This is a genomic window from Halomonas sp. GFAJ-1, from assembly GCA_002966495.1.
GTDB lineage: Bacteria > Pseudomonadota > Gammaproteobacteria > Pseudomonadales > Halomonadaceae > Vreelandella.
The window spans coordinates 2,605,006-2,619,308 of the sequence record CP016490.1 but is presented as its reverse complement, the minus strand read 5'-3'; the positions used below and the strand labels follow the sequence as shown (position 1 = coordinate 2,619,308).

The window sequence follows — 14,303 nt, the reverse complement described above, 5'->3', positions numbered from 1 at the left end:
AATGGCAACTGAAACGTCTTCCCTAGCCATGCCCTCCCTAACTGAGCGCACTGCGCGCGATGCGATGCATAGTCGATTTATTGCGGTTGATGGCTTCGTAACCGTTGCCGAGGGTTTGGCACTGCTACGCCAGCGCCAAGCCTCGGTGATTATTATCAATCGGCGCAACGAACAAGACGAACTCGGCATTGTTTTACCGTCGGACATCGCTAAAAAAGTACTTTCCCCAAGCCGTCCACCCGAGCGTGTCAATTTATATGAAATAATGACAAAGCCTGTGGTTAGCGTGCGTCCAGAGATGAACATACGCTACTGCGCGCGCTTATTTGAACAGTTTGGATTATCGCTAGCCCCAGTGGTAGATACCAATCATCACGTCATTGGCATCGTTGATTATCACCACCTGATACTCGATTGGTTATCAGCGAGTCAAACCACTCACCCTTAAGCCCAGGCGTAAAGCAGCTCAGGCTAAGTACTAAACATCCACTTGGCGATGGCGCCACTTCCGCATGAGCACACCGTGCTTGGGTGAAAAGAGTAGCGCCATAAAGAAACAGCTGGTTGCCACCAGTACGATAGTGCCGCCAGACGCTACATCAAACGCGAACGAGAGGTATAAGCCCAGCACTGCCGACCCCACCCCTACGCCCATCGAAAGTAGCAGCATGGTTTTAAAGCGGTCTGTTAGAAGATGGGCGGTGGCACCCGGCGTAATCAGCATCGCAACAACAAGGATAATCCCAACGGTTTCCAGACTCGCTACAATGGTCAACGTCAGCAACAGTATCAAACCGTAATGAATGATGCCGGTATTAAAGCCAAGGGCCTGGGCTTGAGTAGGGTCAAATGCGTACAGCATTAACGGCCTAAAGGCGAGCCACACAACGATTAACGCCACTACGCTGGCGGCTAGTGTTAATAACAGCGCAGACTGCTGCACGCCGAGCACATTCCCGAACAGGATATGCATTAAGTGGGTGCTCGATGCGATCTTACTAATCAGCACAATGCCCAGGGCAAATGCACCCGTAAACATAATGCCCATCGCCGCATCAGATTTTATTCGCGTGTGGCGCTCAATCGCACCGATACCTAGCGATGTTAAAGCCCCTGTGACAAAGGCACCAATAAAAAAAGGCAGCCCCAATAGGTACGCTATAGCAACACCAGGTAAAACGGCGTGGGAAATTGCATCGCCTAGCAACGACCAGCGTTTGAGCACCACATAGCAAGAGAGCATCCCGCAAATGGCACCCACCATAATAGAGGTCAGCAGCGCCCGCTGCATGAACGCGTATTGAAACGCTTTCGATATACTCTCGGGAAGTAGATTGACCAAGAGCATCAGTGCAGCAATTAGACCACTTACCAACGCATCGCTAAAGGTCTCTAAGGTTAGTAATATCTCGATCATGCCTTATTCCTGCGCGGCTGAGCAAGCAGTGGGACGAAGCGCTTGATCGTTACTCGATTGCTCAATTGAACTAACCGCCAACTCAGCTAATCTAGCATCACTCAGCATCTCTTCGGGTGAACCCACACCGCGCACAATCCGGTTAATCAACACAACATGATCGACATAGCGGCGCGCACCGGGCATATCATGGGTCACCATCACAACCGTACGGCCTGCTTCCCGCTCACGCTTTAAAACATTCAAAATAAGCTGCTCGCTAGGGGGATCTACGCCTGCCAGCGGCTCATCTAGTAGCAGGATTTTTGCCTGCTGAGCCAAGGTGCGGGCTAACAGCACCCGCTTTTTTTGCCCACCTGAAAGCGCTCCGATAGGCTGATCAGCCAATGCCAACATATCAACATCTTCTAATGCCTTGCGAACTACTTGCTGATGGCTAGGCGCATACCAACGTGCAGGAAGCAGCCGCCGCCAAAGAGCATCGCGACGCATATGCCCGTAACGGCCGCCCATCACGGTTTCCCATACCGAAATAGGAAAATCCCACTCAATCGCTTCTCGCTGGGCCATGTAAGCGATATTCCCCGCCTTTCGTTGAATGGCAATGGGCTCACCAAATGCATCCACGCGGCCACGCAGCGGTTTCATACTGCCCGTAAGCACGTGGAACAGCGTCGATTTTCCTGCCCCATTCGGCCCCACAATCGCCGTCCATTTCCCAGCTGGAAACGAAAGGTTAATGTTTTCCAGCACTGGCTGGCGATGGTAGGCGGCATACAGGGCCGTAATATCAATCGCCGCTGCAGCAGGATCAAGCGGGGGCGTCATAAACATTTACTCGGCAGCTAAATAGTGGCGTAGCAGCGCAGCATTATGGCGTAGCATCGCGAAGTAATCAGCAGCTTCACCCGTTGGCTCACTCAGGGAGTCGACATAAAGGGGGCCAGCAACTTGCACCCCGGTATCGCGTGCAATGCTGGTGACGTGACGATCTGAAATGGTGCTCTCCCAGAATAGAGCGGGTGGCTGGCGCTCTTCTATAATATCAATTATGCGCATTAACTGCCTGGGAGACCCTTCGGTTTCAGCGTTAGTGCCCCAAATGCCATCGTGGTCAAAGTTGTAGGCGTCTGCAAAGTAGAGAAACGCCGCTTCGCTGGACAGCAGCAGCCGATGCTCATCAGGAATAGCCTCAAGCGTCTCTTGCAGCTCAACATGCAAATCGTGTAGCTGCTCTTCTAAAGAGAGTGCACGCTCTAGAATGGCCTCAGCCTGGTGGGGAAGTAATTCTCCCATTGAGCTTGCGATAACATTTACATAAGCCGCAGCAGCACGGGGATCCATCCAAAGATGGGGATCAACGTCACCTTCCATTTCACCAGTGATGATTGACTGCGTTGGGTAGTCGGAAGCTTCTGCCACGGCGATAATGGGCACATTATCGCTAACCGTCGCTTCGACTTGTCGCATCCACTGCTCAAGCTGATAACCGTTATAAAAAACCAAGTCCGCCTCTTCAAGCGCGGCAAAATTATCCGGCGTTAACTCCCACTCATGAACTTCAGCATTCACCGGGGTCAGCACGGAGACATGAGCGTCATCCCCTGCCACTTGCTTAACGAGGTCACCTAGTACAGAGAACGTCACAGCCACATTGATGGGCGCCTCATACAGATCAGCTACCTCAGCATTCGCGGTTCCCCAGGCTAATGATGCCCCAAGCAACACCCCTACATGTAACTTGCTCATCGGCTTTCTCCATTGTGATAGTATTCGATGTTAATTACTGTAGCGCATTAAAAAAGCTTTATGCAAACAGTTTAGCCTTGGCTAACAATTATCCTCAAAAATACGCTACCATCACCAATTAACGTTTCCATTAACCTTAATAGTATTTTTCAATGAGTGATCACACACAACGACACCCCCCTTCCGCAGATCTTAGCGGCGATGCACTCCCTCCAGTGGAGCAGCACGCCCGGCAATATGAAGCAGTGCGCAATGCACATGAGACAGAACTGATCGAGGACTATGTTGAACTTATTGGTGACCTAATAAAGCATCGGGGAGAGGCAAGAGCAGCAGATATCGCTACGCGCATGGCGGTTAGCCAAGCCACGGTGTCTAAGATGATTCGGCGTTTGAATGACCTGGGCCTAGTGACCAACAAACCCTATCGCTCTCTGTTTCTTACTGAAACAGGCGAACAGATGGCGAAAACATCACGGACACGGCATGATATTGTGCTACATTTTTTACGCGCGTTAGGCGTCACCGACAGCACGGCACGCATTGACGCAGAGGGCATGGAACACCATGTCAGCGATGAAACACTTGCCATTATGCAAGCGCTCATAAAAAAGCAACGCTAGCGGCTAGCCCAACGCCGCGCCACCTCTGCTGATGTTGCAGCGCGCAAGCGCGAAGTGGCAAGCCTCTGTGGCAGCTACTGTCACATTGCGACAACAGGTTCACACGGCCATAGTGCTAATGCGCAAGCAAATACGCCTGCCACGCATCGCCTCCTAAAGGCCGAGAGTAGTAATAGCCTTGCACCATATCGCACCCTAGAGACTGTAAAACATGCTGTTGTTCAATTGTTTCAACACCTTCCGCAATAACGGTATAGCCCAACAGTTTGCCTAGGTTAATAATCATTTCGACGAGCAAGCGATCTTCTTCTTTACTATCCACACCGAAGACAAACGAGCGATCAATTTTCAATTTATCTATGGGTAGCTGCTGCAAAGAGCTTAATGATGAGTAGCCTGTCCCAAAGTCATCCAACGCTACTTTAATACCTCGGGTGCGGATCTGTGCAATCAGCTGATGGATATGCTGGGCATCTTCTATCATCATGCTTTCTGTGATTTCTAACTCTAAATGCTGGGGACTGATACCTGTTGTTCGCAGCACATTATCTACCGTGGTAAGAAAGTGCGACCCAGAAAGCTGGCGAACCGACACATTCACAGCAACGGTCAACGCATTGCCCGTCGCCTTCAGCCATTTTTGCTGCTCTCGACAGTAGCACCGCTGAGTCAAAGTGATGTCGAAACAAGGCGGCTACCTTTTTAAGTAACGCATCACCTATCCGATAACCTAAGCCATCGTTGATAGACTGAAAATTATCAATATCTATTATTAAGACTGAAAAAGCCGTGTCACGTTTAATCAAACGCTCCATTGTTTCAAGCAGAGATCGCCGATTAGGTAAACATGTTAAAGGATCATGGTAAGCAAGGAACTCTGTTTTCTCAAACAACTGAGCATTATCGAAGCCTACCGCAATATTCAACAAAAAAGCTCGATTAGTCGAATATCTATTTCACTCAATAGACGGCTAGTTTCTATGCGAACAATGAGCTCATCTTGGCGAGGTGACTGCAACCATGACACTTTACGAAGTCATCAGCACCATATAGTTGTATTTCTGCCAATTTTTTCAATGGTAAAATTTGCTTTAACCAAGCGTAACTGAAGGAGGCTTATAATCGCACGCATTATCGAGCCCTCTTCAGCTGATATTCTTTCTAACAAATAACCCACTTTTACTTTTCGAAATTTCTCTATTATCTTCAAAATAGAGTGATGGAAATCATTGATTAGCGATAAGCCTGAATATCTATGCAGTAACTTTAGGTTATACAAAAGTGGGTTTACATGTATTTGGCGGTCAGACACTAGTATCAAGTTGAAACCTTGACTTTTAGCAGCATCTCTTTTAGCGGCAAAACGTTGCATAATTTCAGGTTTTAAAAAAAGCTAGCAGGCTTGATTTCGACGAAAGTAGCAACGCCTGACACATTAATTAAACGAAAATCTGGGGTATAGGGGAGGGTTTTGGCTTCGTAGTTGTAGTGAAACCCTATAGGCTGGGCTTCAAAAGACTGAATATCATTCGAATATTCAAAGTGAAAGCAGGCATCGAATTCCAAAGTCGATTCGACGGTTAGGACATTGCCGTTCTTGGCACTAGCGAACTCATAGAGATTTTTGACGCGGGAGTGACGGAGCTTGCGGCGGTACATGGCTCCACCCTTTTATGTAGTTTAATTATATAAAAGGTAGCTCATGCCAGTTATTTGAGAATTATGCCAACTAGTATTGAAAACGACAAGAAATTGTCGTTTCCACTTCAACTTGACATAACCAATACGAAAAAACAGTCACTTACACCAAGAATTCCACCGCAAAATGACATAAGTTTTCCACTTTTAAATGACATAAAGTAAAACGATCGTTTGCTTCGGTAGCAAAATGACGTTATAAAAAAACATCATGATAAACAGCTCTTGGCCGCAGCACAGGATCAAAACTGCTGAGCATTCCGCTAAGATGGGATACCCAATGCCTTTCGTTGAATTCAGGCTTTGAATGTCTCAAAAGGGTCACTGGTTATATGGCTGATCAGGCCCCACGCCATGTTCATATTCTCTTCAAATTTGGCATAGGGATGTGTTTTTGGGGGTCAATGTTTACGCAATAAACATAGGCCCCCTTTTCCCGATAAGGTAAGCCTTTCTGCTTTTTCGCCAACCGACGCTGCAAATGGCTCGGTTTGGCCTCGTACCGATTCAAATGTAAGGTTCATGCTCATTATCAACTAGCTTGGCAAAATCCTCAGGCTCACCCCTGACCATGAATCACCTCTACATCTACTAAATACGTATTTCGCCCCACACGTTTGAGATCTGCCCAGGCAGCATCAAGGGTCGCCATCTTGAGCGGCCGCCCAATATCAAGCATGCGCGGCAGCAGCTCAATGATGCGTCTACTCGTATGAGTGAACTCAATAGTTCCATAAGGGGTGCGGTGCGTTCCTTTGCGTCCCGTTGTCATAATTGTTAGACGATCGACCGGGATTTGTGAGATGGCCCCATACTCTGAAAGGGCGGACTCCAGTGACACGTAGCTGTACTCGCCACGGCGCATAGCACGAGCGATTTTCTCCAGCCGATAGGTGTCGGGAGTGCGCGAATGAGCATAGCAATAGATACCTCGGGTAACGCCTTCGAGTATCCCGTGCTTACGCAATCGGTTGATTCCTTCCTGAAGGGTTTTTGGTTTATCTTCATGAAAGATCTTTGCTAAGTCACTCAGTGTAAATATATTTCTCCCGATTTTATCCCAATCATCCAGTCGCTGCCGAGCTGTCATCTGATTCATAAGTATACACCTAAACTATATATTTGTAGTTTAGGTGTACGAAAGTGCGCCCGCAACGACTGACCAATATTTGACTGCTAACGAAATGCAGCGCTTGATTTATAAGAGTTCATTAAATCAATGGCATGTCAGGCAATACGCTCGTCCTCATGTGCACTGGGTACTATCCGACCCTATAAAAAAAACCCTCCAAGAAATCTTGGAGGGTTTAGAACCATTGCTGCCTTGCGGCGGTGTGTATCATTACCGTTGCTGGCTTCCAGTCCTAATATCAGCTGCCTATTCGGCGGTTCACGCACTCAGATGCATATGCGCACCGTTCAATCATTTTTCAGCTGCCTATTCGGCGGTTCACGGGCACCTCTGCCCTTGCTTCCTCTACGTGCTTTTTTCAGCTGCCTATTCGGCGGTTCACTAGACCTAGCTAGCAGTTTAAATATAGACATCAACGAGATAAGTACAAAATGATAAAAACACACTTTTTAGCGTAATTCAGGCAAGTAATTGATAAGTATAATAATATATATTCTGAAAATATTTAGGTAATCTGCTTAAGGTTTGGCACCGAACCCGAGTATGTATACTGTGTAGCAAGCCCGTAACTATTGTAGTTATTATACTTGCTTTCTTCGCCAAGTGCTTCAAGCTGCACATACAGTGGGAAGCGCTGGCCTGACGATCGGCTATCAATTGGAATTACGTGGCATTGATCAACGAAGCGATCTGATACGGCACTGCTAGGCATGAACGTCTCGCCACGTTTTTCAGCCCGGTTTTTGCTGCGGATGAGCCGTCTCTTAATTTCTCCCGGAAAAGATTTAGCAATATGCTGATTTCTAATAAACCTAACTTCTTCTAATTTCTCTGGAACCATTTTAATATCACTAACGTCAATAAACCCTTCGTCCGCCATATTCTTAAAACAGCGCGCTGATGATAAATAAGACAAAGCATTAATATCTTTACTCACGAAAGCGATTGAATCACCAACTGTGCCCGTAGCCCATGATGGAAACGAAACACCAATGCCGGAATTCGTTATTTTAGGGCCGCTTATAAACCCATGTAAGCAAGCAATACACCTCCCTGCTAAAAATGCGTGATTGCCTGAAGGCATTAGATATTTTATGCAAAAAAAGTATCTCATTTTTCACCCTTCTTTATTCCTTTTTGGAACATCCCCCCCTTCACTAGCACTGACATCACGTAGTGTGCATTAGGGCTGGCCTGCCTGGTTTTAATCATTTCCTCCGTGATATTTGTAATTTCGTTTAACAGCGAGTAAAAATCTTTCTTCGTAACTGGTTCACGCATAGCTAAAACCCGACTACGATCTGCACCGTATTCACTCACTCTCAAAGGGTATTCAGCCCCTTCATCTAGCCACCAGTCATCAATTTTTTGAATTGCTGCTCCGACTTTATAAGCACCAAAGCTAACTGCTTGACGACCATCGTTCATCGTGCTTTTCATAAACTGCCTAGACGCACTTCCGTTGCCTCTATCATCTTTCTCAACAAATAATTGACTGGGGAAAATTTCTTGGCAAAATTCTGTTTTTATTTTGGCAGCTACATCAGCAAAAAGAAATTTTTGTGGGCAAGAAAGTGCCTCTTCAAACTCAACTGCAAGCCCTTCTAATGATTTAAGCTCATCTCCTTCCCAAGAGGATCCCCACTCTTTATACTGTGCATCTTTAATACAATAGTTTTTTAAATTAGACGTAGAAACCTCCACAGCTATCCCTCTTGCAACTTTATTTTTCCAAAGCCATTCAGCTGAAAGAATATTTTTAGCATATCGAGTTGCTAGCTCTTGGTATCCGCCCAAGTTTCTATAAGTATCAGAGAATTCTTTTAATGCTTTTGTCGCTTCTGCATTATCACAGATATTTGGCTCTAAGCTGTTTGCAATGATGCGTAAAGAAAAACGACAATACAACGTATCGACTAGCGGTGGTACATAACACGTTTCGAGCATTATAGGATTAGAAAAGCCCAAATCGCTCGTTTCTTTAGCACGCGCAGTCCCGGATGCCATATAGCCATCGCTAAACGTTGCCTTGGGGCCACGAAACCGCGTCACTTCCGCTTGCAACGGCTCAAATTCGCTCGAATCTGTCCGGTAATAAAAAACCGCCTTACCCGGATTGAGAGAGCGCTCATAGCTAAGATGCCTGAAAGAGTTCATCATGCCGACCTGCCTATGCTTTTTTCATCAGCATAGTAAGGTTCTGGCTTTTCAACCTCCAAAAAGCGTTTTTAAGAAAGTCAGCTTTACCATTGAGCCTGACGCTTGCCGGTGACAACGTCTCTGTTAGACCTACCAAAGGCTCAGCATAAGCATGGAGCTCCCTGTGTGAACCAGACCGATAGCAAGGTTCTTCAAACAACTGATAGCCACTCATAGCAGGTAAATGATGGGGATGCTTGGACAACCATGCCACCAAGCTGTCGATGCTTTGCACCTGTTTTTCTGAGTCGACAACCCAACGACCCTCGTCCGGCAGAAGCGATATGGCTGCCAATAAACTGTTCGCATCTCCATGTAGTTGGCACCACTGTAAGGCTTCATAAAGTGGCGGAGGCTGCATAGTCCCCCCAGCGAACCTCCCGGGGAGTGCAGACTGCAGCATAGGCAATTCGTCATTTCCAAGCGGGGTATCGTGCCCATCCTCTAGTCGATAGCGAATAACTAAATCCATGCGTAAATCGCAAAAGCGCATATCAATAAGACCTGGCCGCTTGGGAGCCTCACCTGGCTTCGTTGGTGCCAGATACGGGGCAGGTATCTTGGCACCCGAGGAGGACTCATACTGCCGCAAAAACCAAGCAACTCCTTCAAAGGCAATGTTCCGTTTAAGGATGCTTCGTAAACGTAGCTGGTAGTTATAGACGGTTCCCCATACTGCCAGCAGTGAAGGCAAACCCACTAGATAGGGACAAGATAACGCCTGTGCATCGAATACATGTAGGTTTTTTAAGTGAAGGTAATAATATGGCTCTTCAGCCATAGCTTCGTCTTCTTTTATTTTCATCCCAATCAATAAGGACTTAAGCTGAGCCTTGAAAGGAATTAATAGCTCTGGATGATAAGCAAAGCTTTGCGTTTGGGGATACCTCACCAAAATACTGTGTAATTCTTTATTAATCTCAGGTAGGATTTCAAGTAAATCCTCGTCAGGAGCAGAAATCAAAAGGCATGCTGAATTGTTCTGCCGTTCTGAAAGCGCTTCTCCTCCTACATTTCGCCAATAGCTAACTGGGGATAGCCATTCAGATAAAGACTGCCTCAGCAACTTAATAGCAGAACGCCTATGATCTCGCCTCTTCTTTCCGGTCAACAAGCTTTTACTTTCAACAATTTCAGTACATGCCAGGATAAACGATTTGCTTCTTAAAGAACTGTGATGGAAGTCTACAAAAAAGACTCCAGAAGAATTTTCATTTTCTTTATTTTGGCTACAGGCTAATAGTCGAGGGGGATAACTAAGAGCAGAGATATTACCTCCAAGCGAGGATGCTAAATCTCCAACACTTGAAGAGTGCCAATGTTTTATTGTTGCAAAATCTCCACATTTATTACGCCGAGCAATTTGAATGTCGGCCAGTAATGAATGTGATGTGACAGGTGTAATACTGACATCCTTTCCTTGATAAAGAAAGGTAACTTGCACCGAATGCCTTTCCACATAAGAGGGTGATAAATTTTTAGTGAAATAATTATCAAAAAGCGACTGAAGGTAAGTCCATTGACCATCAGACATACCAAGATTCATGAATTCTTTCCGCCATTGCTTGTTATTATCTAAAAAAATAGCGGCCAAACAGTAAACTACACCCTTAAATATAAAATTAGCTCCAAAAAGCTTTGCTTTATTCACAGCTGCTGAGTTGTGTGACCAGCCCAAACGACTCACGCTATTATATGAAGAAACAATACTGTCCGAGGGCTTCTCAGCTTTTACTAACAATCTCTGATGTGCGACACGTGTATCAGGATGCTTTAGATTATGTGAGTGCAGCCACTGTACTTCTTGAGCACAACTTTCGATATACTGCCAATCTTTGAGTGTTTCAATTGCTCTTTTTTTATTCAACAAATCGGGAGCGTCTTGACGCTTATGCGATAAGTTAAGCAACACCAGAATAGCAGCGTTAACATCTTCAGAAACCTCTAGCGGCTGCGTGTAGGGAGCGAAAGCTTTACGAATTGCTTCTGAGCGGTTTGGCTCATCCAATTCCAACAACGTACTTAACGACATGACGTTACCACGCTGGTAAATAATTATTATAGCTGCTTGCCTCAACCGGTATTCGTGACTGACGCAACTCCATGATTTCTCTTAAGTAAAATACTCCTATACCGTTCACTAGCTTTTCATGTGATTTAAATTTGACCGCGCATTTGAGATACCCTTCTTCATATAGACGGTATGCTTGCTCATACGACGTGCCAAGCAAAATCGCGGCTTCCGGCATACTGATGAGCAGATCTGCGACGTTTGGCACACGTGATTGCGGATTCTGATCAACCAATCGTGCTAAAAAATTCTCCAATGGCGTCAAGACGAAATCGCTTTCTGGATAAGCCTTCAACAGCAGACGCGAAATGCCGACAATGTTGCCAAAAACATCACGAAATGAGGTTTTATTATAATCACATACTAATTTCTCGCCTGAAAGCGCCGCTTGCTGCTCTAGTTCCTGTGTAAACACTTCAGGCCAATGCGTGAAATACTCGATAGCCCGCTCAATCGTAAGAGTGGGAACCTGATTACTAGCATCTAACGTTTTATATGCATACAGCTGGTACCACAACAGACATGCTAGGCGCAAACTGACTGAACGGATGTCGAGTAGAGGGTGGTTTGAAGGCGAAGGCTCACCTACTACGAGGCGGCTAGCGATAAGCTGCCATTCGTCTGCTGGCTCCGTGTCAGCATTTCGAAGATCAAATCCGCAGCGGCAAGTATGCAAACATTCAGAATGGGTGTAATTTAATTTCTCTTCGCATTTTGGACACTCATGTAACATCTGTTTGCCATGATTAATACAAGCTTCGTAGGGCATCCAGTGCCATTCTTGCCGAATGTAGTTGGCTTCAGTGAGGCAATCAGGGCAGACAGGTATCCCCTTTTGGCGAACTAACGCTCGGGGTACATGGCTACCTGCATAAAACACGCTACTGTAGCGTGAACAAAATTTCTCGCTGGAATGCATGACTGCCAAGTGCAGTAGCGGAAGTTTTTCATTATCTGTTAGCGACTCCACTAGCTTGAGCGCCCTGATGCGTCGACTACTACTCTGAGCCGCGTGATAAACATTCAAACGGCTCAACTCTTCTGGGAACGCCCCTGCCGCTTCATGATCATGCAGTTGCAGCCAGTCTTTTATCGCTCGACTAAGCTGCTGATAGTATTCGAAGAAATTTTCTTGCGATAGACGGAGCATGTAGCTCTCAAGTGACTCGTTAATGAACGGTCTTGGGCGGACAAGCAATTTCATGGCAACCACCTGCTAAGATATCCTTATCAAACGTATAGCAGCTATCCACCATAAAGCATAAATTTTTCTAAAAAATATTGGCCTATAAAGCTCATCGCGCCTTCTCAATGATCAAAGGCTGTAATGTCAGCGCCGCTCACGCCTAACCGTTGTCACTACCATCGAATGAGCACACCTGGTCAAACAACACAAAAGCCTTGGGCTTATGCCTAAGCTAGAAATTAGATGAGCTTAAACGGCTCAATATCTCGAAAAATGCCTGTTTTGGTCATGTCACGACGCAGCGTAAACGCTTCTACTGCCGCCACCGGGTCGACCTGTTCCAACTGATCGAAGTGAATACGGTTCCACTGTTCTCGGGTGACCTTGATGCTGTAAAGGTACTGATCCCGCGTACCGCCGGTGGCGGGATCAACGACCTGTCGATACCCAGACACTCGCGCTTCTTGAACGTGCGGCAACCGCACAAATACGGCCCCCAGAACACGAAAGGTAATGCCATCCACATGGTCGCGGTATAGCGTCCGTTGTCGTGTGGCACTGAGCGATTTTGGGGTAAGCTTGAGTGCCTTAGCAGGCATCGTCCATTCTCGATCCGGCATCTCATCGTCAGATGGCAGGTCAATATCCAGTGCTATCGTGGTGTCGTCGCTGCCTAGATCAAAGTCAATCACCGTCTCCCGGGGCCAGTCGATCTCCTCCAGGCGTTCCTGAAGCGTGAGTGTCATATCATCACGTTGTCTGAACACGCCCTGCTCTTCGCGCTGCTGCCGAGCAAACTCAGCAGCCTCAAAATCGGCTTTGCGATGCTCCCAGGCACGGTAGTCATCATTAAACTGGGCCTGATGACGTGCGTTATCGGCCTCATGTTGACGGCGTACCGATGGCCACAGCGCTTTCCACCATGGAAGAGACACAGACTTAGGCGGTTTAGGTGGACGCTCAGCAAAATGGCGTGGTGCGTAGCCACGGGATTGAGGGGAAAGTGTATCGAGGTGCAGCCGGCCTAGGCGAATAATATCCGCGTTTAATTCATCGCAGAGTGTTTTGAGCTGTGCACGGATATCGTCGTTTGCATGGCGACGTAGCCAGCGCACGTCCTTGTCGTTGAGGGGGGAGCCATCTTCAAATAGGTAGCGGACGTTGCCGTCTTGATTAACCGATAGCCGTAGCCCCAGCGACTCGCCTTGCCTGATGCGCTCTTCCAGCGTTGCATGGGTCGAGGATGTTCCCAACTGCCTTTGTCGTGAGGCCTGGGAAGAACGGGAAATCTTCGTTCGATAGGCCAGCCCTGTCCCAGGAAGTCCGGCATGTGCATGCGCACCTCGTGGCCCCATGCTCACACTCGCACCGCGTGGGCCGACAGAGAGCCCCACGCCACGCTTGCTGATATTCAATCGCACGCCGGGCGCAAGGGAAATGCGGCGCTGGAAGCGAAAAGCCATTGGAACTCCTTGAAGATGGGATTTTACATCATTGATTCACGCGCCGTTGATCACGTTGACCCACTACACAGTACCAGCGTGCTTCTTCCTCTTGCCGCCGTTTAATCGCCGCCTGCATCGCCTCTTCTGAGGTCGCATAGCGAGTGCGTGACGTACCGTAACTGAACTGCGCACTGCGTTTTTTGCGTGAGCCGTCGGGCATCAGCTCATACCAGGCGGCAACCCAGAGTGTTGTTCCAGTGGGGCGTTCGTAGTGGTAAACGCCCGTGATCGGGCCTGCCGGCTCTTCACGATGACGCGCGACGGAGCGTGCATCTACTAACAACAGCTCTTTCCAACGACGTGCGCCCCAAACCTCTCTGCCCCGCTGGTCTCGATAAGCAATGCACCGCTCAAAGGTGTCGTACTCATTGGCTAAGCGGGAAATCGACTTGGTTTCGGGTTTCCCCGATGGGCGCGGCACACGCACAATGGGGTTACTGTGGCTTTGTGGCCAAGATACGTATTTGGTGCTTTCCCATAGCTGGGGTAGCGATAACGGCGCTCTCATTGATGGACGTTACTCATGGACAATTCACTACACATCTCAGCGAAAACATTTCTCTGATCTACCGCTTAGCTCGCTAGCGTTCCTTGTTCGTTCCTACAGCTTTTGAACACTACTAGGAAATATACAAACTGTGTGCCGAAACTCTCTCTAACCTGCTCATAGGTCGCTACACGTGCTTACTTCTTTCAAAACAAGCAAATTTTAGATTTTGGCAC

13 protein-coding genes and 1 pseudogene are annotated in these 14,303 nt (G+C 47.4%); 2 read left to right on the top strand and 12 right to left on the bottom strand.

The window, feature by feature from the left end; genetic code table 11:
- Nucleotides 1-28: 28 nt before the first annotated feature.
- On the top strand, nt 29-448 hold the full coding sequence (locus BB497_11730) for a CBS domain-containing protein (protein AVI64347.1): 420 nt from the start codon (nt 29-31) through the stop codon (nt 446-448).
- Between the two features lie 30 nt (nt 449-478).
- Here BB497_11730 and BB497_11725 read toward each other — a convergent pair whose 3' ends face one another.
- From BB497_11725 to BB497_11715, 3 genes are read right to left on the bottom strand one after another with little or no spacing between them, the layout of a single operon-like run.
- The gene (locus tag BB497_11725) at nt 479-1,417 is read right to left on the bottom strand and encodes a hypothetical protein (protein AVI63317.1); all 939 of its coding nucleotides are present in this window, start codon (nt 1,415-1,417) and stop codon (nt 479-481) included.
- Nucleotides 1,418-1,420: 3 nt separating this feature from the next.
- Complete coding sequence (locus tag BB497_11720; GenBank protein AVI63316.1) at nt 1,421-2,251, bottom strand: ABC transporter; 831 nt, start codon at nt 2,249-2,251, stop codon at nt 1,421-1,423.
- Nucleotides 2,252-3,166, bottom strand: coding sequence for an ABC transporter substrate-binding protein (locus BB497_11715; GenBank protein AVI63315.1), 915 nt, complete (start codon nt 3,164-3,166; stop codon nt 2,252-2,254). It lies immediately after the preceding gene.
- A gap of 152 nt (nt 3,167-3,318) precedes the next feature.
- Between BB497_11715 and BB497_11710 the strand changes: the two genes are divergently transcribed.
- The gene (locus tag BB497_11710; protein AVI63314.1) at nt 3,319-3,789 is read left to right on the top strand and encodes a transcriptional regulator MntR; all 471 of its coding nucleotides are present in this window, start codon (nt 3,319-3,321) and stop codon (nt 3,787-3,789) included.
- A 115-nt stretch (nt 3,790-3,904) separates the two neighbouring features.
- Here BB497_11710 and BB497_11705 read toward each other — a convergent pair whose 3' ends face one another.
- From BB497_11705 to BB497_11665, 9 genes and pseudogenes are all read right to left on the bottom strand, one after another.
- On the bottom strand, nt 3,905-4,402 hold the full coding sequence (locus tag BB497_11705) for a diguanylate phosphodiesterase (GenBank protein ID AVI63313.1): 498 nt from the start codon (nt 4,400-4,402) through the stop codon (nt 3,905-3,907).
- Between the two features lie 426 nt (nt 4,403-4,828).
- Nucleotides 4,829-5,448, bottom strand: a pseudogene (locus BB497_11700) (hypothetical protein).
- A gap of 598 nt (nt 5,449-6,046) precedes the next feature.
- Complete coding sequence (locus tag BB497_11695; GenBank protein ID AVI63312.1) at nt 6,047-6,586, bottom strand: hypothetical protein; 540 nt, start codon at nt 6,584-6,586, stop codon at nt 6,047-6,049.
- A 538-nt stretch (nt 6,587-7,124) separates the two neighbouring features.
- Nucleotides 7,125-7,733 carry a type I-F CRISPR-associated endoribonuclease Cas6/Csy4 gene (locus tag BB497_11690; protein AVI63311.1) on the bottom strand — a complete coding sequence of 203 codons (609 nt, stop codon included), beginning with the start codon at nt 7,731-7,733 and terminating at the stop codon, nt 7,125-7,127.
- Nucleotides 7,730-8,779: a type I-F CRISPR-associated protein Csy3 gene (locus BB497_11685; protein ID AVI63310.1), complete on the bottom strand. Its 1,050-nt coding sequence runs from the start codon at nt 8,777-8,779 to the stop codon at nt 7,730-7,732. The genes BB497_11690 and BB497_11685 overlap by 4 nt, the downstream gene beginning before the upstream one ends.
- A gap of 10 nt (nt 8,780-8,789) precedes the next feature.
- On the bottom strand, nt 8,790-10,850 hold the full coding sequence (locus tag BB497_11680; GenBank protein AVI63309.1) for a hypothetical protein: 2,061 nt from the start codon (nt 10,848-10,850) through the stop codon (nt 8,790-8,792).
- A 4-nt stretch (nt 10,851-10,854) separates the two neighbouring features.
- Nucleotides 10,855-12,093, bottom strand: a complete 1,239-nt coding sequence (locus tag BB497_11675) for a hypothetical protein (protein AVI63308.1) — start codon at nt 12,091-12,093, stop codon at nt 10,855-10,857.
- A 221-nt stretch (nt 12,094-12,314) separates the two neighbouring features.
- A complete protein-coding gene (locus BB497_11670; protein ID AVI63307.1) occupies nt 12,315-13,538 on the bottom strand; it encodes a hypothetical protein in 1,224 nt (407 codons plus the stop codon).
- Between the two features lie 28 nt (nt 13,539-13,566).
- A complete protein-coding gene (locus BB497_11665; protein ID AVI63306.1) occupies nt 13,567-14,088 on the bottom strand; it encodes a hypothetical protein in 522 nt (173 codons plus the stop codon).
- Nucleotides 14,089-14,303 lie beyond the last annotated feature (215 nt).